At 71.0% G+C, this 18,923-nt stretch carries 16 protein-coding genes, 1 tRNA gene and 1 pseudogene; 9 read left to right on the top strand and 9 right to left on the bottom strand.

The window, feature by feature from the left end:
• The first annotated feature begins 69 nt into the window (after positions 1-69).
• Together ACSMXX_RS19595 and ACSMXX_RS19590 are read left to right on the top strand one after the other, a co-directional pair.
• On the top strand, positions 70-1,482 hold the full coding sequence (locus ACSMXX_RS19595) for an MFS transporter (protein ID WP_473179997.1): 1,413 nt from the start codon (positions 70-72) through the stop codon (positions 1,480-1,482).
• On the top strand, positions 1,479-2,036 hold the full coding sequence (locus ACSMXX_RS19590) for a MarR family winged helix-turn-helix transcriptional regulator (RefSeq protein WP_473179996.1): 558 nt from the start codon (positions 1,479-1,481) through the stop codon (positions 2,034-2,036). The genes ACSMXX_RS19595 and ACSMXX_RS19590 overlap by 4 nt, the downstream gene beginning before the upstream one ends.
• 222 nt (positions 2,037-2,258) lie before the next feature.
• Here ACSMXX_RS19590 and ACSMXX_RS19585 read toward each other — a convergent pair.
• The 7 genes and pseudogenes from ACSMXX_RS19585 to galU all read right to left on the bottom strand — a co-directional run bounded on the left by ACSMXX_RS19585 (position 2,259) and on the right by galU (position 8,161).
• A tRNA-Ala gene (locus ACSMXX_RS19585) sits at positions 2,259-2,332 on the bottom strand.
• Between the two features lie 136 nt (positions 2,333-2,468).
• Positions 2,469-3,806 carry a divisome protein SepX/GlpR gene (gene sepX / locus ACSMXX_RS19580; RefSeq protein ID WP_473179995.1) on the bottom strand — a complete coding sequence of 446 codons (1,338 nt, stop codon included), beginning with the start codon at positions 3,804-3,806 and terminating at the stop codon, positions 2,469-2,471.
• Between the two features lie 271 nt (positions 3,807-4,077).
• The gene (locus ACSMXX_RS19575; protein ID WP_473184865.1) at positions 4,078-4,689 is read right to left on the bottom strand and encodes a GNAT family N-acetyltransferase; all 612 of its coding nucleotides are present in this window, start codon (positions 4,687-4,689) and stop codon (positions 4,078-4,080) included.
• 14 nt (positions 4,690-4,703) lie between these two features.
• On the bottom strand, positions 4,704-5,210 hold the full coding sequence (locus ACSMXX_RS19570; RefSeq protein ID WP_473179994.1) for a MogA/MoaB family molybdenum cofactor biosynthesis protein: 507 nt from the start codon (positions 5,208-5,210) through the stop codon (positions 4,704-4,706).
• Between the two features lie 125 nt (positions 5,211-5,335).
• Positions 5,336-5,821: pseudogene (moaC, locus tag ACSMXX_RS19565) on the bottom strand (cyclic pyranopterin monophosphate synthase MoaC); the annotation flags it as partial.
• A gap of 126 nt (positions 5,822-5,947) precedes the next feature.
• Positions 5,948-7,255, bottom strand: coding sequence for a molybdotransferase-like divisome protein Glp (glp, locus tag ACSMXX_RS19560; RefSeq protein ID WP_473179993.1), 1,308 nt, complete (start codon positions 7,253-7,255; stop codon positions 5,948-5,950).
• Positions 7,256-7,258: 3 nt separating this feature from the next.
• Positions 7,259-8,161, bottom strand: a complete 903-nt coding sequence (gene galU / locus ACSMXX_RS19555) for a UTP--glucose-1-phosphate uridylyltransferase GalU (protein WP_473179992.1) — start codon at positions 8,159-8,161, stop codon at positions 7,259-7,261.
• Between the two features lie 102 nt (positions 8,162-8,263).
• Between galU and ACSMXX_RS19550 the strand changes: the two genes are divergently transcribed.
• Positions 8,264-8,875, top strand: a complete 612-nt coding sequence (locus ACSMXX_RS19550; RefSeq protein WP_473179991.1) for a 5-formyltetrahydrofolate cyclo-ligase — start codon at positions 8,264-8,266, stop codon at positions 8,873-8,875.
• A gap of 706 nt (positions 8,876-9,581) precedes the next feature.
• Here ACSMXX_RS19550 and ACSMXX_RS19545 read toward each other — a convergent pair.
• Entirely contained in the window at positions 9,582-12,284 is a 2,703-nt protein-coding gene (locus ACSMXX_RS19545) for a penicillin acylase family protein (protein WP_473179990.1), read from the bottom strand.
• A gap of 215 nt (positions 12,285-12,499) precedes the next feature.
• On the opposite strand from ACSMXX_RS19545, the gene ACSMXX_RS19540 reads away from it, so the two are divergent.
• From ACSMXX_RS19540 to mscL, 6 genes are all read left to right on the top strand, one after another.
• Positions 12,500-14,035 carry a potassium/proton antiporter gene (locus tag ACSMXX_RS19540; RefSeq protein WP_473184864.1) on the top strand — a complete coding sequence of 512 codons (1,536 nt, stop codon included), beginning with the start codon at positions 12,500-12,502 and terminating at the stop codon, positions 14,033-14,035.
• Between the two features lie 178 nt (positions 14,036-14,213).
• Positions 14,214-15,563 carry an MFS transporter gene (locus tag ACSMXX_RS19535; RefSeq protein ID WP_473179989.1) on the top strand — a complete coding sequence of 450 codons (1,350 nt, stop codon included), beginning with the start codon at positions 14,214-14,216 and terminating at the stop codon, positions 15,561-15,563.
• Positions 15,564-15,629: 66 nt separating this feature from the next.
• On the top strand, positions 15,630-16,049 hold the full coding sequence (locus ACSMXX_RS19530; protein WP_473179988.1) for an FmdB family zinc ribbon protein: 420 nt from the start codon (positions 15,630-15,632) through the stop codon (positions 16,047-16,049).
• 131 nt (positions 16,050-16,180) lie between these two features.
• A complete protein-coding gene (locus ACSMXX_RS19525; protein WP_473179987.1) occupies positions 16,181-17,038 on the top strand; it encodes an S-methyl-5'-thioadenosine phosphorylase in 858 nt (285 codons plus the stop codon).
• A gap of 251 nt (positions 17,039-17,289) precedes the next feature.
• Positions 17,290-17,985 carry a hypothetical protein gene (locus ACSMXX_RS19520; protein WP_473184863.1) on the top strand — a complete coding sequence of 232 codons (696 nt, stop codon included), beginning with the start codon at positions 17,290-17,292 and terminating at the stop codon, positions 17,983-17,985.
• Between the two features lie 81 nt (positions 17,986-18,066).
• Positions 18,067-18,633, top strand: coding sequence for a large conductance mechanosensitive channel protein MscL (gene mscL / locus ACSMXX_RS19515; RefSeq protein ID WP_473184862.1), 567 nt, complete (start codon positions 18,067-18,069; stop codon positions 18,631-18,633).
• 37 nt (positions 18,634-18,670) lie between these two features.
• On the opposite strand, the gene ACSMXX_RS19510 is transcribed toward mscL, so the two are convergent.
• Positions 18,671-18,886 carry a hypothetical protein gene (locus ACSMXX_RS19510; RefSeq protein WP_473179986.1) on the bottom strand — a complete coding sequence of 72 codons (216 nt, stop codon included), beginning with the start codon at positions 18,884-18,886 and terminating at the stop codon, positions 18,671-18,673.
• Positions 18,887-18,923: the final 37 nt, after the last annotated feature.

Here is an 18,923-nt window from a genome sequence, read left to right as displayed (position 1 = left end):
GCCGCCGGCCGATCCGTGGGCGGACGGCTCGGCTCCTTGTCCCGCATTTCACCGTTCAAGGAGCCTCACATGGTGCGTACTCCCGCACGCTCATCCACCTCCGCGGCCTCCTCGGCCGCGCCACCCACAGCGCGCCCGAGTCCTTCCGGCATACGTCGCGTCGCCGCGGCCAGCTTCGTCGGGACCGCGGTCGAGTGGTACGACTACTTCATCTACGGCACGGCCGCGGCTCTGGTCTTCGGGCCGCAGTTCTTCCCGCAGCTCTCCGAGACCGCAGGCACACTCGCCTCGTTCGCGACCTACTCGATCGGCTTCGTCGCGCGCCCGTTCGGCGGCGTGGTCATGGGCCACTTCGGCGACCGCATCGGCCGCCGCGCGATGCTCGTGCTCTCGCTCACCGTGATGGGTTTGGCCACCACGGGTATCGGGCTGCTGCCCACCTACGACACCATCGGCCTCTGGGCGCCAGCGCTGCTGGTCCTGTTGCGCTTCGTGCAGGGGCTCGCCGTCGGCGGCGAGTGGGGCGGCGCCGTCCTGATGGCCGTCGAACACGCCCCGTCCGGCAAGAAGGGCTTCTACGGCAGCTTCCCGCAGATGGGTGTGCCCGGCGGCCTCATCCTCGCCAACCTCGTCTTCCTCGCCACCTCGCACGGGCTGGGCAGTGCCGCCTTCGCCGACTGGGGCTGGCGCCTGCCGTTCCTCGCCAGCTTCGTGCTCGTCGTGGTCGGGCTGGTCATCCGGCTGGGGACGGCGGAGAGTCCCGAATTCCAGGCAGTGCGCGAAGAGCCCGTACACGAACAAGCGGAACGGGAGGCGGACGTCGCGGAGGTGCGGCTGCCGGCGCTCGAGGTGCTGCGCCACCAGTGGCGGGACGTCGTTCTCGCCGGCGGAACCTTCATCGGCAACAACGCGCTCGGCTACATCTTCATGGCGTACACGCTCTCTTACGGGAGCGCCACGCTCGGCCTCGACCGCGAGCTCATGCTCGTCCTTGTGTTGATCGCCGCCGCTGTCTGGCTCCTGACCACCGCCTGGTCGGCGGCGCTCTCGGACCGGTTCGGCCGCCGCCGGGTGTTCGTCGCCGGGTCGGTGGGGCTGCTGGCCTGGGCGGGGGCCTTCTTCCCGGTCATCGACCTCGCCTCCACCGCGTCCATGCTGACCGGACTCGTGGTGATGGCGGTCGTGCTGGGCTTCACGTACGGGCCGCAGGCGGCGCTCTTCGCCGAGCTCTTCCCCGTCCGCCTCCGCTACAGCGGCAGCTCGCTCGGCTACCAGCTCGGCGCGATCCTCGGCGGCGGCATCGCCCCCACCGTCGCGACCGCCCTGTACGGCATCGACAAGGCGACCTGGCCCATCACGCTCTACCTCGTCCTCGTCGCAGCCTTCAGCCTCGTATGTGTCCTGCTGCTGACGCGGCGTCCGAGCGCGGGGGCGGGCACGGCGGCCTCGAAATCGGCGGGCCACCTAGACTCCGCGATGTGACCCAGGACCAGCCGGACCAGCACGATCAGCCCGACAACGAGCGGCTCCACTTCTGGTCGTTCGTCGACTACGCCATCTCGCGCACCACCGGTGAGCTGCCGGAAGTGGATCCGCTCGCGATGCGGCTCGTGCTCAGCCTGCACCGCGTCGCGAACATGCTCGTCTACGACCTGGAGTCCTCCATCCACCGCCCGCGCGGCTGGTCCTGGCCCGGCTTCCGCGTTCTGTTCGTCGTCTGGCTCACGGGACCCGTCGAGGGGAAGAAGGTCGCAGAGCTGTCCGGAATGAGCCGCGCCGCTGTGTCCGCCCTGGTCAACACCCTCGAACGGGACGGCCTCCTCACCAAGGAACGCTCCTCACAGGATGGGCGTGCAGTCAACCTCAGCCTGACGCACAAGGGGCGGGATGCCATCACCGACGCCTTCCGTGCCCACAACGCCCGCGAGCAGGACTGGGCGGGCACGCTCAGCACCGGCGAGCAGGAGACCCTGATCGCACTGCTGGAGAAGCTGATCGCCCAGTCCGTCCACTTCGAGGCCCGGCGACGAACGTAGAGACGCAGGGGCCAAGGCAGTTGCCCCCAGGCCCAGGGGCCAACTGGCATGCCCTGATGGGGGCGAAACCGCGCACCAGGTCTCTTCCAGCACCGCACGCCCCGCCCCACCACCCCGAGCACGCATCGAACCGACCTCAGAAACGCAAGAATCCCGTCCGATCTCCATGATCGAACGGGATCTCGTCAACCGAACCTGAGCTATCTCAAGAACGGCCCTCTGTGGACCTGAGGGGATTTGAACCCCTGACCCTCTCGTTGCGAACGAGATGCGCTACCGGACTGCGCCACAGGCCCCTGCGACGGGTGAAACTTTAGCATCCCCTCCGGGCCACGCGGAAATCGGTTCCGGCGCTGGTCACCGGGCTGCCGGGCGTTGCCTGCGGTCGTCGTGCGCCGGTGCCGGGCCTGCGGCGAGGGCGGTCGCCGCAGGTCACTCGTTGGCCGCACGCGGGCGGTCGTCGCCCTCGTACTGGTCGAAGAGAGGGGTCTGGCGCCGACCGCGCGCGCGACGGGGCGGGGTGGCCGGATCGTCGTCCTGCTCCTTGCCGGCGCCTGCGGAAGCGGAGCCCCCGGACGATCCGGAAGCCCCGGACGAGGCTGCCGGCGGCTCACCGCTCGCACTGCTGGAGCGGGCGGAACTCCAAGTACCGGGCGCCTCCAGGTCGACACCGCGCGCGCTGCGCGGGGCGACGGGAGCGCTGACGTACGTCGGCAGCGGCACCGGTACGGGATCCCAGCCCTCGGCGGACTCGCGGTCGCCGTGGCGCTGCTGGTCGACCCATTCCGCGTGGTCGGTCTGCTCGACGAGCGCGCGCCGGTCGGCCGCCGCGGGCTCTTCCCTGTGCGCCGCGCCCGGCTCCGGTGCCGGGCCCTGCCCGGCGGTGTGGCCGGCCGCGGTGCCGGGGCCGCTGAAGGCTTCGGTCTCCGCGCCCCCGCCCGTCCCTGCGGCCGCGTCGTCGTCCCCGGCCTGCGGCGCATGCCGCTCCTGTGCCACGGACTCCACGCGCCGCCGCTTGTCCATGGTGGCCGCGAAGCGGCGGCGTTCGGTCACACGCAGGTGGACGATGTACGCGCTCAGCAGCAGGCCCGGTGCCCCCGGAGCCCACAGGAACGCGAGCCCGCCAACGGCCGCGACGATCGTGCCCGCCGTGAAGGCGAGGAAGAGCACCATCGTGGTGCGGCGGCGCCGCGCGAGCACCTTGGCCCGCTTGTTCTTCTGCCGGGCCTTGTCACGCGCGGCCTTGTCACGCGCGGCCTTGCTGCGCTCGGCGTTGTCGCGCTCGGGGGACTTCTGCCCGCTCCCGCTCGCGCCGCGTCCGCCGGAGGGGGCGCCAGCGTCGTCGTCGGCTCCGTCCGCGCGGCCGGAGGCGCCGAGCACCTCGTTGGGCGTGCCCGGGACACCCTCGCCCACGATGGTCTTGGGGTCGGCGTATGCCCGTACGTCCACGGAACCACCGGCGGCTTCGGCGGCGACCACGCCCTCGGGAACGCCGTCGTACGCGTCATCGCGCTCGGCGGGACGGCTGCCGTCGGGAGCCGGCGCATCGCCGTGTTCGCCCGGGACTTCGACGTCACCGTCGCGGCGCTCGGTCTCCCTCGCGTAGCGCCGTTCCATCGCCGCCTTGCCGGACAGCAGACGGATGGCGGTGCTGAAGCGTTCCGTCGGACGGGATTCGTTCAGCTCGTCCTGCCTGCGGAGCCACATCGGCACCAAGTAGGCAGCCCAGGCCCCGACGATGACTGCGTAGATGAGGCCACTGCTGTTCACCCTCACACGGTAGAGGGGTTTGGCCGCAGCCATCTGCCAAATACTGCGGTGTGTCGCACGATCCGGCTGATCTCTCCAGGTTTTTCACCGCTGTTGACCGCGGAAACCGTGCGGGACTCAATTCGTCGCCGTGCAGGGGGTGTTCAGCACGGACAATGCCATGAGCCGAGAAGTCGGCAGACTTTGATCTTGCCCGGGCCGCGATTCTCCACCTTGGGAGGGGCTCCTCATCGTTTCGCGTGAGCGTGAGCAGGCGACGGGTATCGAACGTCTATTTTATTTTTCGGGAGGCGCCGGGAGCAGTGCGGTGCCACCGGGTGAGGAGCCCTTCCGGTACTTCATCGGCGGTCAGGGCGAAAACGAGATGGTCGCGCCACGCACCGTCGATATGCAGATAGCGAGGCCTCAACCCCTCTTCGCGGAAGCCCAGTTTCTCCACCACACGCCGGCTCGGTGCGTTCTCGGGCCGGATGCAGATCTCGATGCGGTGCAGTCCGACCGTACGGAAACAGTGGTCCGTTGCGAGGGCGACGGCCGTCGGCATCACGCCGCGGCCGGCGACCGCACGGTCGACCCAGTAGCCGATGTGGCCCGAGCACATCGATCCCCAGGTGATCCCCGCGACCGTCAACTGGCCCGCCAGGCGCCCCTGATGCTCCACGACGAACGGCAGCATCCGGCCGGCCTGGGCCTCGGCGCGCAGGTGACGGACCATCTGCCGGTACGAGGGACGGTTCGGCGGCGTGAGCCCGGGCGGCGCCGGCGGGATGGTGGCCTCCCAGGGGCGCAGCCATTCGCGGTTGCGCTGGTTCACCTCGCGCCAGGCACGCTGGTCGCGCAGCTTTATGGGACGGAGGGTGGTCTCACCGTCCGTCAGCACGATCGGCCAGGACGCGTTCAGTTGAGGTCCCCTCTGGGGTGGTCACCGCCGTGGATCTGGTCCACGGCGTGCACCAACAACCGTCCCAGCACGGCTAGTCCGTCACGCACCCCGCCCGAGGAACCGGGAAGGTTGACGACCAGGGTGGTCCCGGCGACGCCCGCGATGCCACGCGAGAGGGCCGCCGTCGGCACCTTCCCCGTGCCCTCGGCGCGGATCGCCTCGGCGATGCCCGGGATCTCGTAGTCCAGTACGCGGCGGGTCATTTCGGGGGTCCGGTCGGTGGGTGAGACGCCGGTGCCGCCTGTTGTCACGACGACGTCGTAGTGGGCTGCGACCGCCGCGGCGAGCACCTCCGCGACCGGTTCGCCGTCCTGTACGACGCTGGGCCCGGCCACGTCGAAGCCCATGGCCGAGAGGCCTTCGACGATCAACGGGCCGCCCGTGTCCTCGTAGACGCCTTCGGCGGCACGGTTCGACGCCGTGACCGCGAGGGCACGGTAGGGCTGCAGGGCAGGGCTCATACGCCGGACTCCTTCTCGCCGGACCGACCGGGCTCGGCGGCACCACCGGACCGACCGGGCTCCCCGGGCTCCCCCGGCCGGTTCTCCGTACCCTCGGTGCCGCCGCGCACACCGGGTGAAACAGCCGCGGCGCGCCTCCAGTTCCCGGAGCGGCCGCCGCTCTTCTCCTCGACGCGGACGTCGGAGACGACGGCCGACTTGTCCACCGCCTTCACCATGTCGACCACGGTCAGGGCCGCGACCGTCACCGCCGTCAGCGCCTCCATCTCGACGCCCGTGCGGTCCGTCGTCTTCACCTGTGCGGTGATCTCGACGGCCTCGTCCGTGACCGACAGATCCACGGTCACGCCCGACACGGCGAGCGGATGGCACAGCGGGATCAGATCCGGGGTCCGCTTGGCTCCCATGATGCCCGCGATACGGGCCGTGGCCAGGGCGTCCCCCTTGGGGACCCCCTCGCCGCGCAGCAGCTCGACGACTCTCGGGGAGACCAGCACGCGTCCGGCCGCGCGGGCGGTGCGGGCTGTGACGTCCTTCGCGGAGACGTCGACCATGCGTGCGGCCCCACCCTCGTCGATGTGGGTGAGGTGCTGCTGTTCTGCGCTGCTCATCGTGCTCCCGGAACCGTCCCTGTGACCGGATACGGTACCGGGCCTGCGACGCTGTGGCTCCGCCTCGGCGACCTCGGCGGCCGAGCCGCGTCCGGGCGGGCAGACCCCCGTCCGGACGGACAGGACCTACAGGTCGAGCGGCACCACGGTCACTTCCTCTCCGGGAGTGACCCGTGTCGTCTTCTCCGGGATGTCGATCAGGGCGTTGGCCTGGGCCAGAGCCGCGATCAGGTGCGAGCCGGCGCCTCCCACGGGACGGACGACGCCCTTCGCCTCACCCGCCGCCGGCGGAAGGTAACTGCCGCGCAGGAACTGGCGTTTGCCGTCCGTGGAGGCCAGCGCCTCCTCGGTCTCCAGCCGGGCCCGCGCCGTCTCGCGCCGCACGGACGCCCGGCCCATCAGGGCACGCACGGCGGGACGCACGAAGAGTTCGAAGGAGACGTACGCACTGACCGGGTTGCCCGGCAGGGCGAGCACGGGCGTGCGGTCCGGGCCGATCAGGCCGAAGCCCTGCGGCTTGCCGGGCTGCATCGCCAGCCGCCGGAACTCCACGCTGCCGCTGCCGCCGTCGATCTGCGAGAGCACCTCCTTGACCACGTCGTACGCTCCGACGCTGACCCCGCCGCTGGTGACGACGAGATCCGCGCGGATGAGCTGGTCCTCGATCGTCGAACGCAGGGTGTCCGCGTCGTCGGAGACGGCGCCCACGCGGTAGGAGATCGCACCGGCGTCGCGGGCGGCGGCCGTCAGCACGAAGCTGTTGGAGTCGTAGATCTGGCCGGAGCCCAACTGCTCGCCGGGCTGCACGAGTTCGCTGCCGGTGGAGACGACCACCACGCGGGGGCGCGGGCGCACCTTGACCGTGCCGCGGCCGATCGCCGCGAGCAGGCCGACCTGGGGCGGGCCCAGCAGCGTACCGGCGCTGAGGGCCATGGCACCGGCCCGGACATCGCTGCCGCGCGGCCGCACATGCTGCCCCTGCTCGACGGGGCGGTGCACGCGGACCTCTCCGGTGGCGCCCCTCGGGTCGGTGCTGCGGGCGCTCATCGTCTCGACCGGGCCGCCGCCCAGACCGCCGTCCGTCCACTCCACGGGGACGACGGCCTCGGCACCCGGCGGCAGCGCGGCACCCGTCATGATGCGGGCGGCCTGGCCGCGCTCGACGACGGGAAGATCGCCCTCGCCCGCGGCGACGTCCCCTATGACGGTGAGCACCGCGGGGAACTCCTCGGACGAGCCCTGGACATCGGCGGTACGCACCGCATAGCCGTCCATCGAGCTGTTGTCGAAGGGCGGCAGGGAGACGGGCACAGTGACGTCCTCGACGAGCACGCACCCCTGGGCGTCGAGCAGTTGCAGCTCGATGGGCTCAAGAGGGCGGACGCTGCTGAGGATGTCGTCCAGGTGTTCCTCGACCGACCAGGTCTCGCTCAAGCGTTACATCTCCTCGGTGACGAAGCCGCGCAGCCAGTCCCGGAAGTCCGGGCCCAGGTCCTCACGTTCGCATGCCAGCCTGACAATGGCCCGCAGATAGTCGCCGCGGTCACCGGTGTCGTAGCGGCGGCCGCGGAAGACGACGCCGTGCACCGGGCCGCCCAGGGAAGGTTCGGCGGCGAGGGTCTGCAGGGCGTCGGTGATCTGGATCTCGCCGCCACGGCCCGGCTCGGTCTTGCGCAGCACCTCGAAGACCGCCGGGTCGAGCAGATAGCGCCCGATGATCGCGAGGTTGGACGGGGCGTCCTCGGCCTTGGGCTTCTCCACCAGGTCGGAGATCCGTACGACGTCCGTCTCGCCGGCGGGGGCCGCGGCCACGCATCCGTACAGGTGGATGCTCTCCGGCGGGACCTCCATGAGCGCCACGACGCTGCCGCCGTGCTCCTCGCGTACCCGCATCATGTGGGTCAGCAGCGGGTCGCGGGGGTCGATGAGGTCGTCGCCCAGAAGTACGACGAAGGGCTGGTCGCCCACATGCGGCGCGGCGCACAGGATGGCGTGGCCGAGGCCGCGCGGGTCGCCCTGGCGCACGTAGTGCATGGTGCCGAGGCCGCTGGACTCCTCGACCCTGCTCAGGCGCGTGGCGTCGCCCTTGTCGCGCAGCACCTGCTCGAGTTCGTAGTTGCGGTCGAAGTGGTCCTCAAGCGGGCGCTTGTTGCGGCCGGTGACCATGAGAACGTCCGAGAGCCCGGCGGTGACCGCTTCCTCGACCACATACTGGATCGCCGGCTTGTCGACGACCGGAAGCATCTCCTTGGGCGTGGCCTTGGTGGCGGGCAGGAAGCGGGTGCCCAGCCCCGCTGCCGGGATGACAGCCTTGGTGATCGGTGCGCGGGAATCAGTCATGCCCCGCACGATAACCGGTGGCTTTGCGCAGAAGGTAACGCTTCGTTCGGATATGCGGGAGTACGAGCAACACCGGTGACGCGGAAGGGATCTGAAGCGGCGGTGGGAGAAATCGACGCTAGTAAGCACGTGTTGCGGGAGAGCATCCTCGCGGTGAGGGCCCGGTTGACGGCACGCGACGCGGAGGCGACGGCCGCCGTACTCGCCGAACGCGCCCTTGAGCTGCCCGAACTGTCCGAGGCGCGCACTGTCGCCGCGTACGTCTCGGTCGGTCGGGAGCCTGGCACCAAGCCGCTGCTGGAGGCGCTGCGCGCGCAGGGCGTACGGGTGCTGCTGCCGGTGCTGCTGCCGGACAACGACCTGGACTGGGGTGTGTACGAGGGCGAGGACAGGCTCGTACGCGCCGGCCGCGGCCTGCTGGAGCCGGAAGGGCCGCGTCTGGGCCCCGACGCGGTGACGGAGGCGGACGCGGTGCTGCTGCCCGGCCTGGCCGTCGACGGGGCGGGTATCAGACTGGGGCGCGGCGGCGGCTCGTACGACCGCGTGCTGGCACGGATCGGGGCGGCGGGCGCGCGGCCGGCTCTGGCGGTGCTGCTGTACGACGCCGAACTCCTCGGCAGCGTACCGGCGGCGCCGCACGACCTGCCCGTGGCGGCGGCGGTGACGCCCTCGGCCGTCCACCGCTTCTCGGCGCCGCCGCCGCACCACGGGTAGCCGTCTCCGGCAGACCGGGCGAACGGGCCGGTCACCGCTGCCTTCGATCGGCCGGGCGCGCGCCGTCGTGGTGGCTTCCCCGGGCCCTGCCGGGCTTGTGCCCCCGGCTCCGGCGGGCACAAGAGCGCGGACCGGTCGCGTCGAGAGCCGTTTGCGCGGGCCGGGCGAGGCCCGGCGGCAGTCCGGACGTGGTCCCTCCTCCGGGGCCGCAGCCCCGGGACGAGGTGCCTGGAGGCACCTCGTCCCGGTTGAGCGAGGGGGCGCCTCTCGACCACCGCGGTGGCAGTGACCAGGACGGCGTGAGTCCGGCGACGCGGAGACGGCCGCGGCCGGCACGTGCGGCTGCGCGCCGGGCACGGCGCTGCCCGCGTTCCGACCCGCCCCGCGTACGCGGCGGACGCGCCTGCGCCGCGTACGCGCCGCGAGGGCATCCCCGAGGCCCCGGTGCCCGGCTCAGCGCCGGACGAGAATCCCGGGGCCGTCCGGGCGGAGAGGCGGGGCGCCTACGCGTCAGGCCGCAGCATCCCCGGCCAACTGCCCGCCCGCGTACGCGAGGACGGGCACGGGTAGCCGTCTCCGGCAGACCGGGCGAACGGGCCGGTCAGCGCTGCCACGGCCGGCACGTGCGGCTGCGCGCCGGGCACGGCATGCGCCCGTCGGGCGTCGCGGCGGGCGGGCCCGGGCGGCCGGGCGGGCCCGGAGGGCCCTACGGCGTCAGGGCCATCTTCTCCTCGGTGCCCTTCTCGACCGCACGCTGGCTGAACGCCCAGGGCAGCAGCGCGCCTTCGGACCACTTGTCCATCTGGTCCACGTAGTTCGGGTTGTAGGCGTGGCCCGAGGCGCCCGTGAGGTTGATCCAGCGGGACTTGTCGAAGTCGTCGAGGTTGACGACCATGCGCATCGACGGCACCCAGACCACGTCGTAGCCGCCGGCGGCGTTCCAGCCGGTGGCGTTGACGGCGTCCTTGCCGCCGCCGAGGTCCCAGGGGCCGCGGTTGAGCAGGAACTGCATGAAGCCCGGGCCGTCGGTGCCTATCGTCTGGTTCTTCAGCATCAGGTGGTGCAGGCGGCCCCAGCTCCAGGATTCGATGTCCTTGCCGAGCTTGGACGTCAGCTCCCAGCGGGCGTTCTTCATGGCGTGCGCGAGGAGTTCGTCACGGTTCCGGTCGCCGGGGCGGACGTCGTTGCCGGGCGTCTTCCACCAGTCGTTGTCCTCGTCCTTGATGAGCTTGCGCACGACCTCGTACCAGCGGTCGCCCCCGTCGGGCTGCCCGGAGGCCGTGTCCCGCACACCGCACTCGCGCACGAGGCGGGTGTTGCCGTCGAGGTCGTCGACGGGGCCCGATTCGTCGGAGGGACGCACGTTGATGCAGTCGCCCTTGACCCGCAGCTCCTTGGGCAGTTTGTTGCCGAAGGCCAGCAGCAGGAGGTTGCGCCAGACCGCGTTGAAGTAGGCGGCGGGTGCTGAGTCGCGCTCCTGGGTGTAGTCCCAGCCTTCGAGGAGCCGCTGGGCCTCGCGGACGTACTCGTCCTCGACGTCTATCTTCAGCAGGTACGGCACGAGCAGCTTGGCGATCTCGCTTCTGTTGTCCATCTGCATGGTCTGCATGTCGCCCATGGAGATCTTGCCGCCGTCCGCGGTCTTCAAGCTGATCAGATCGTTGATGCGCTGGCTGCGGGTGCCGTAGCCCCAGTCCTTGGTCAGTACGTAGGGGTACTTCTTCTCGTCGACGACGGCCTGGTTGGCGGTGACTATGTATCCGCGCTTCGGGTTGTACTCCCAGGGCAGCGCCTTGTCCGGCACGTAGCCCTTCCAGCGGTAGCGCGGGTCCCAGCCGGGCACCGGATAGCGTCCGTCGCCCTCGCCGCGGACGGGGATGCGCCCGGGTGCCTGGTAGCCGATGTTGCCCTTGGTGTCGGCGTAGATCAGGTTCTGCGAGGGCACTTCGAAGTCGCGGGCCGCGGCGCGGAACTCCTTGAAGTCCGACGCCCTGTTGATCGCGAAGACGGCGTCCATGGTCTTGCCGGGGCTCAGCGCCGTCCAGCGCAGGGAGATTCCGTAGCCGTCGCCCCGGTCGGGTGCGGCGTTGTCCACCGGGGACTCCTCGCCGACCTTGCGCAGCTCGCTGTTGCGGTCGGAGACCACGGGGCCGTTGTTGGTCTCGCGCACGGTTATCTTCCGGCTCTTCCCGCCTGCGACCTTGATGACCTCCTCGCGGGTCTTGTACGGGCGGCGCCTGCCGTCGTACACGTATCCGCCGTCCCTGAACTTCTCCAGGTACAGGTCGGTCACGTCGGCGCCGAGGTTCGTCATGCCCCAGGAGATGTCCTGGTTGTGGCCGATGACCACGCCAGGCAGCCCCGCGAAGGTGAACCCTGAGGCGTCGTACGGGCAGGACTTGGTGACCGTCCGGCAGTGCAGCCCCATCTGGTACCAGATGGACGGCAACTGGGGTGCGAGGTGCGGGTCGTTGGCCAGCAGCGGCTTGCCGGTCGTCGTGTGCTTCCCGGAGACCACCCACGAGTTGGAGCCGATCCCGCTGTTGCTGGGACCGAGCAGCGACGGGATCTTGTCGAGGCGCGTGGCGACGGAGCTGAGCTGCGAGCCGGCGCTCCGTACGGCCTGCTGCGCGCCGGCGCCGGCAGCGGGCGAGGCGGCGGCACCGCCCTCGGGGTCGAACTTCTTGCTGCGCGGGTCGATCGCGCCCTCGGTGACGGGCTTGTTCCGCTCGGTCGGGTACTCCGGGTACAGGTCCTCGATCTGCTGACGGGAGAGGCGGCCGGCCATGAGCGCGCGGTCGATCTCGGAGGACATGTTGGCGCGCAGGTCCCAGGCCATCGCCTTGAGCCAGGCCACGGAGTCGACCGGGTCCCACTTCTCCGGCTTGTAGCCGGTGTCGAGGTCGAGGGCGGCGTACTCGAGGGAGGCGGCGGATCCCTTGTGGTCCTTGAGGTAGGCGTTGACGCCCGCGGTGTACGACTTGAGGTTGGCCTTCGTCTCCTTGGAGAGCCCGGCGTACTCACGCTCGGCGACGCGTCGCCAGCCGAGGGTGCGCAGGAAGGCGTCCGTCTTCACCTGGCCGGGGCCGAACATCTCCGACAGCCGCCCGGACGTCGTGTGCCGCCGTACGTCCATCTCCCAGAAGCGGTCCTGCGCCTGTACGTAACCCTGCGCGGTGAACAGGTCCGACGAACTGTCGGCGTAGATCTGCGGGATGCCCTCGCGGTCGCGCTGCACGGTCACCGGGTCCTCCAGGCCCTTGAGCTTCAGCGAACCGGTGGTCTGCGGGAAGGAGTCGCGGACCGTGCTGACCGTCCAGAACGTCCCGCCGCCGACACCGGCCACGAGCAGCAGCACGACTGCGATCACGATCAGACGGGCGCGTCGCGAGGTCTTCTTGGCGGGCATCGCTGTCCTTCGAGGGCAGGGTGGACCTTGGGCGCGAGGACCGGAACGTGAGCGAACGGAGCCACGCCGGACCAACCATAGGCGGAGCCGGAGCGGCACTACACAGGGAGCCACCGCCCGGCCGTCCTGGACATTCAAGCAATGGTAAATTGTTAGCCACACGAACGAACTGGCGGACCTGCAAGGGACTTCACCGTTGGATCGAGAGAGAGGATCTGCCCCTGAGTGTCGACCGCCTCAACCAACTGCTCCTTCTCAGCACGCTCGTCCTTCTGTTCGCGGTCGCCGCGGTAAGGCTCTCCTCACGCAGCGGACTTCCCAGCCTTCTGGTCTATCTCGGGATCGGCATCGCGCTCGGGCAGGACGGTCTGGGCGTGCAGTTCGACAACGCCGAACTGACCCGCACCCTCGGCTACGCGGCCCTCGTGGTGATCCTCACCGAAGGGGGTCTGAGCACCAAGTGGCGTGAGATCCGCCCGTGCGTGCCGGCTGCCGCGGTCCTCTCGACGGTCGGCGTCGCCGTCAGCGTGATGGTCACCGCCCTCGCCGCTCACTACCTCATCGGCCTCGCCTGGCAGACGGCCCTGCTGGTGGGCGCCGTCGTCTCCTCGACCGACGCCGCGGCCGTCTTCTCCGTACTGCGCAAGGTGCCGCTGCCGAAGCGGCTGGCGGGGGTGCTGGAGGCGGAATCCGGCTTCAACGACGCACCGGTCGTCATCCTCGTCGTCTCCTTCTCGGCCGCCGACTTCGCCTCGGTCGTCTGGTACGTGCTCATCGGCGAGATCCTGCTGGAGCTGGCCATCGGGCTGATCGTCGGCCTCGTGGTGGGCAAGCTGGGCGAGCAGAGCCTCGGCAGGGTCGCACTGCCCTCGTCCGGTCTCTATCCGATCGCCGTGATGGCGCTGTGCGTTCTGTCGTACGCGAGCGGCGCGATGCTGCACGGCTCCGGGTTCCTCGCGGTGTACGTCACGGCGCTGGTCCTCGGCAACGCGAAGCTGCCGCACCGGCCGGCCGTACGGGGCTTCGCCGACGGGCTGGCGTGGATCGCGCAGATCGGACTCTTCGTGCTGCTGGGCCTGTTGGTGACCCCGCACGATCTGGTCGACGACTTCTGGCCGGCCATCGGCGTCGGGCTCGTACTGACGGTGGTGGCCCGCCCGCTGTCGGTCGTGGTCAGCCTGCTCCCGTTCGGCGCGCGCTGGCGGGACCAGGCGCTGCTGTCCTGGGCCGGGTTGCGCGGAGCGGTGCCGATCGTGCTGGCGACGATCCCGAGAGTCGCCGAGGTCGAGGGCAGCGAACGCATCTTCAACATCGTCTTCATGCTCGTGATCATCTTCACGGTGGTGCAGGGGCCGACGCTGCCCTGGCTGGCGCGCAAGCTCAATCTGGGCGACAGCGAGGAACCGATGGACCTGGACATCGAGTCGGCGCCGCTGGAGCGGCTGCGGGGACACCTGCTGTCGGTCGCGATCCCGGAGCACTCGAAGATGCACGGCGTCGAGATCACCGAGCTGCGCCTGCCGCCCGGTGCCGCCGTCACTCTGGTCGTGCGGGACGGCAGCAGCTTCGTACCGCTGCCCACGACGATGCTGCGGCACGGCGACGAACTGCTCGTCGTGGCGACCGACCCCGTCCGGGACGCAACGGAGAACCGCTTGCTGGAGGTCGGCCGGGGCGGCAAGCTCGCGGGCTGGCTGCGGGAGAACCCGCAGGGCCGGGGCGGCCGGGGCCACCGGTCGCCCGGGTCATAGGGGTTTTCGGGGCTGGTTCACGAGGATCCGGCGAACGGATCCGGCCGTTATCCTCCTGTGGGTAGGAGAATTCACCGTTCCCGCCTGACGCAGGGCTGGCGCGGCCTGCAGGCGCCGCGCGAGAGGACAGCCTTCGGCGCGAGCAGCGCGCGCTACCAGGCGGCAGAGAGGCCCGGCCGTGGCAACCCCGGCCACAGCGAACCGCGACAGCCGCGGCGGCTACGGCGCCCTGCTGCGCACCCCAGGCGCATGGCGCTTCCTGATACCGGGCTTCCTTGCCCGGCAGCCGATCGCGATGCTCGGAGTGGGCACGGTTCTGCTCGTCGAGCACACCACCGGTTCGTACGGGGCTGCGGGCATCGTCACCGCGGTCACGGGCGTCTCGATGGCTCTGCTCGCGCCGCAGGGCGGCAAGCTCACCGACCGGTTCGGGCAGGGGGCCGTGCTGGTCCCGCTCGTACTGCTGCACGCGCTGTCCGTCTCGGCGCTGATCGTGCTGGCGCTGCGCGGGGCCCCGCTGTGGGCGCTCTTCGCGGCAGCCGTGCCGGCCGGTGCGAGCATTCCGCAGATCAGCCCGATGGTGCGGGCGCGCTGGTCGGCATGCCTGGGAGGAACGGACGGCCGGGGTGGTGAGGGCGGTGCGGGCGGCTCGTCGCTCTTGACGACGGCGGCGGCCTTCGAGTCGGTGACGGACGAGTTCAGCTTCGTCGTCGGCCCCGTACTGGCGACGGCATTGTGCACCGGTGTGCATCCTGCGGCCGGCCTGCTCGCGGAGGTCGCCCTGACGCTGGTCAGCGGCCTGCTGTTCGCCGCGCAGCGCGGCACCCAGCCGAAGGTCCGTACGGTCCGTACGGAGGGACGGCGCGGCGAAGCGAGCGACGGCCGCAGGAGGGGCGGGTCGGCGCTCGGCGTGCAGGGCATGCCCGTCCTCATCGCCGTGCTGCTCGGCGTCGGCACCGTCTTCGGCGGCATGCAGGTCTCGGTCGCGGCGGTCACGGAGTCCGCCGGCGCCCCGGAACTCAACGGCGTGCTGTACGGCGTATTCGCCGCGGGCAACATGTCGGCCGCCCTGGCTGTCGGAACTGTGCGCTGGAGACGGAGCGCGGACGTGCGGCTGCTGATCGCCTACCCGCTGCTCGTCCTGGCCGCCCTCACGCTGGCCGTGACGGCCCAACTGGCGCCGTGGCTCCCCCTGCTGGGCGGTCTGGGATTGGTCCTGGGCCTGTGGGTCGCGCCGGCGGTGATCGCGGGCTTCACGCTGGTGGAACTGCTGGTTCCGGCGGCGTACCGCACGGAGGCGTTCACCTGGCTGACCGGCGCCGTGGCTCTGGGGCAGGCCTCGGGGTCGATGGCGGCGGGCCAGCTGGCGGACGCCGCAGGCGCCGGAGCGGGCTTCCTCACGCCGCTCGCAGGTACGGGGCTGGCGCTGGCCGCGCTCGTCGCATTCCGGCGGCGGCTGGCCGTCGGCGCGGGCGACCGGGCGGCCGGGGGTGGGGTCGGTCACCGTCCACCTGTCCCAGTGGACTGAGGGGCGGGAATGCTGCACTATGGAGCGTCGTTAGCACTCACCGAGTAAGAGTGCCAGGAGGAGAACGTGCCGACGTACCAGTACCAGTGCACCGAGTGCGGCGAGGGCCTTGAGGTGGTGCAGAAGTTCACCGACGACTCGCTGACCGAGTGCCCCAGCTGTGAGGGACGCCTGAAGAAGGTGTTCTCCGCGGTCGGCATCGTCTTCAAGGGCTCCGGCTTCTACCGGAACGACAGCCGCAGTTCCTCGTCGGGCGCCAAGTCGTCCGCGTCCTCCGGGTCGTCCGAGTCGTCATCCGGATCCTCGGAGTCGTCCTCCGCGGGCAACGGCGACTCCTCCTCGGGCTCGGGCTCCTCTGACTCGTCCGGTTCGTCTTCCTCCTCGTCGGACTCGGCGAAGGCGGGCTCCTCGTCCGGGTCCTCCGGCTCGTCCGGCGGCAACGGCTCCAAGAGCGCGAGCAAGGCGGGCACTTCGTCGGCCGCCTGAGGCCCGTCCGTACGGCACTTCGGCGGGGCCCGGAAGGCTCTGCGGCGGGACCGGACAGGGCTGGGACAGGGCAGTCCGGGGCCGCAAGGTCCGGCAGCGCGCGTCCGCCGGCTGCCCGTAGGGTGACCCGTATGAGTGCACAGGCAGAGATCGGCGTCATCGGCGGTTCCGGCTTCTACTCCTTCCTCGACGACGTGACCGAGGTCGCGGTCGAGACCCCCTACGGCGAACCGAGCGACTCGGTCTTCATGGGCGAGCTGGGCGGTCGTCGCGTCGCCTTTCTGCCGCGGCACGGCCGCAAGCACCATCTGCCGCCCCACCGCATCAACTACCGCGCCAACATGTGGGCGTTGAGCTCTGTCGGGGTGCGGCAGGTGCTGGGCCCGTGCGCGGCCGGGGGCCTGCGCCAGGAGTACGGACCGGGGACGCTGCTCGTACCGGACCAGCTGGTGGACCGCACCAAGTCGCGTGTGCAGACCTACTTCGACGGCGAGCCGCTGCCGGACGGGTCCGTACCGAACGTCGTGCATCTGACCTTCGCCGACCCGTACTGCGAGACCGGACGGCAGGCGTCGCTGACCGCCGCGCGCGAACACGGCTGGGACGCGGTGGACGGCGGCACGCTGTGCGTGGTCGAGGGGCCTCGCTTCTCCACTCGTGCCGAGTCCCGGTGGCATGCGGCGCAGGGCTGGTCCGTGGTCGGCATGACCGGCCACCCGGAGGCCGTGCTCGCCCGCGAACTGGGGCTCTGCTACTCCTCGTTGGCCCTTGTCACAGACCTGGACGCGGGTGCGGAGACGGGCGAGGGCGTCTCGCACGAGGAAGTGCTGCGCGTGTTCGGGCAGAACGTGGGACGGCTGCGGAGGGTGCTCTTCGACGCCGTCGCCCAGCTGCCCGAGAAGCGTGACTGCGACTGCGCACAGGCACTCGGCGGTATCGACCCGGGCATCGAACTCCCCGGGGCGCTGCGGGACCAGACCGTGTCCTGAAAGCCCCGCCCTGCTACGGCCTGGGAGGCAGTTGGCCAGGAGGGGGCCCGACAGCGTGGCGGACCGGACTGCCGGAGCGGCCCGGCCCGTACAGCCGGGGCGGCCGGTGGGCTTCGGACGGGTGACGGGTTTATCCACAACTGGCCGTCTGTCCACAGATTTTCGCCGGTTTCTTCTGGAACGTCACGAAGCCTGCAATCTGGCATCGGAAGACAGAACCTCCGACGCTCTGACGGCAGGCGGTGATCGTGATGCCCCGGGACTTCGAATCGCGCCACGACGAAGTGGGCGACAGCGTTGGCGACGGCAGGAAGGGCGACGGCGGACGGGGCGGCCGCCTCCCCCGCCGGCGGCGGGCAGACCCCGAGGTGTGGCCGGACGGCCGCCCTCGCGGCTCCGGCCTCGTTCCCGGCCCGTGTGTGGTGCCGGAACTCACACCGGTGCGCCCAGGTCAGCGCAGCAGACCCCGTCTGCCGCGGATCGTGCGCGGAAAGCGGCGCTTCACGGCCGCCGGGCTCGCCGTCGCGACGGCGGCGCTGGCCACGCAGGTCGCCCGCGGCGACGGCGGCGGGACCGCCGGGGCCGGGCCGGGCAGGGAGTCCCCGCCGGGCCCGACTGCCGCCGCACAGCGGGCACATGGGCGACCAGGCGGCGGGCAGGAGTCCGCTTCCGCGGTCTCCGCTCCGGTGCGGATCGCGGATCCCGGAGCGGTACGGCTGCTGCGCCCGGGAGACCGGGTCGACGTGATCGCCGGTTCAGACGGGACGGAGCCGGCCCGGGTGGTGGCCAGGGGTGCGCGGGTGGATCGAGTGCCCAGGTCCGTGGAGACTGACCAGGTCGGCGCGGGGCACGACGGCGCGCTCGTCGTGCTCAGAGTGCCTCGCGAGAAGGCCACCGCACTCGCCGGTGCGGGGGCCGCCGGCAGGCTGGCGGTGACGCTGTGCTGAGCCTTCGCTCCGCCCGCCTCACGCGCCGGCGTCCGTACCGCAAAGGCGTCGAGAAGAGACAGGTCGAAGAGCGTGACAACTGTGGAGAGCGAGAAGAAGGGCCTGCTGACGGGATTCAAGGAATTCCTGATGCGCGGCAACGTGGTCGAGCTGGCCGTCGCCGTCGTCATCGGCACGGCCTTCAGCAAGATCGTCGATTCCGTCGTGAAGGGCCTGATCAATCCGCTCGTGGGCGCGATAGGCACGAAGGACCTGGAGAAGTACAGCTTCTGTCTGAAGGCGCCCTGCGAGACCGGACCGACGGGCGAAGTGACGCGCGGAGTCCCCGTCAACTGGGGTCCGGTGCTCAGCGCCTCGCTGACCTTCCTGATCACGGCGGCGGTCGTCTACTTCCTCATGATCCTTCCGATGACCAGGTACAAGGAGCGGCTGGCGGCAAGGAAGGACACCCCGGAAACGCCCCCGGAGGTGAGCGAGATCGACCTGCTGACGGAGATCCGCGACCTGCTCGCGGCGGAGCGCGAGCGCTCGGAGGACACGGAGGGCAGGGAGGTCGCGGCCGGTTCCGGCGGCCGCGCGAGCGCGGAAGGCTCGCTGGGGCAGCAGCGCGACGGCGGCGGGCACGGGGTGAGCACGGAGAAGCCCTAGCCGGACGCCCCCTCGGGATTGTCCGGCTGGCCGGGCCTCACAGGTGGTGGGGTGGCTTCTCTTCCAGGAAGCGGGCCAGGTCCGCGGCGCCATCCGCGTGCTGCCCACCGGATGTGCCGCCCGCGGCGCCGCCTTCGCCGGCCCGGACTTCGCCCCAGCCGCTGTCGGTGTCGTCCGCGGAGCGGAGGCTGAGCGGATCGTCGAAGTGGAGCCGCGCGGCGGGGTCGGCGGGCTGCTGCGAACCGGTGGTCATGCATGAAGCGTACGGCGTCCCCGTACGCCTGGTATCC

It is taken from the genome of Streptomyces sp. DSM 116795, from assembly GCF_055792905.1.
The sequence above is the reverse complement of the archived record's forward strand: the minus strand, read 5'-3'. Positions and strand labels throughout refer to the sequence as shown.

Coding starts and splice junctions, on each gene's coding strand:
- ACSMXX_RS19595 (WP_473179997.1), top strand. CDS start 70: ATGGTGCGTACTCCCGCACGCTCATCCACCTCCGCGGCCTCCTCGGCC.
- ACSMXX_RS19570 (WP_473179994.1), bottom strand. CDS start 5,210: ATGAGCCCTGCCCTGCAGCCCTACCGTGCCCTCGCGGTCACGGCGTCG.
- galU (WP_473179992.1), bottom strand. CDS start 8,161: ATGACTGATTCCCGCGCACCGATCACCAAGGCTGTCATCCCGGCAGCG.
- ACSMXX_RS19545 (WP_473179990.1), bottom strand. CDS start 12,284: ATGCCCGCCAAGAAGACCTCGCGACGCGCCCGTCTGATCGTGATCGCA.
- ACSMXX_RS19525 (WP_473179987.1), top strand. CDS start 16,181: ATGAGTGCACAGGCAGAGATCGGCGTCATCGGCGGTTCCGGCTTCTAC.
- ACSMXX_RS19520 (WP_473184863.1), top strand. CDS start 17,290: ATGCCCCGGGACTTCGAATCGCGCCACGACGAAGTGGGCGACAGCGTT.
- ACSMXX_RS19510 (WP_473179986.1), bottom strand. CDS start 18,886: ATGACCACCGGTTCGCAGCAGCCCGCCGACCCCGCCGCGCGGCTCCAC.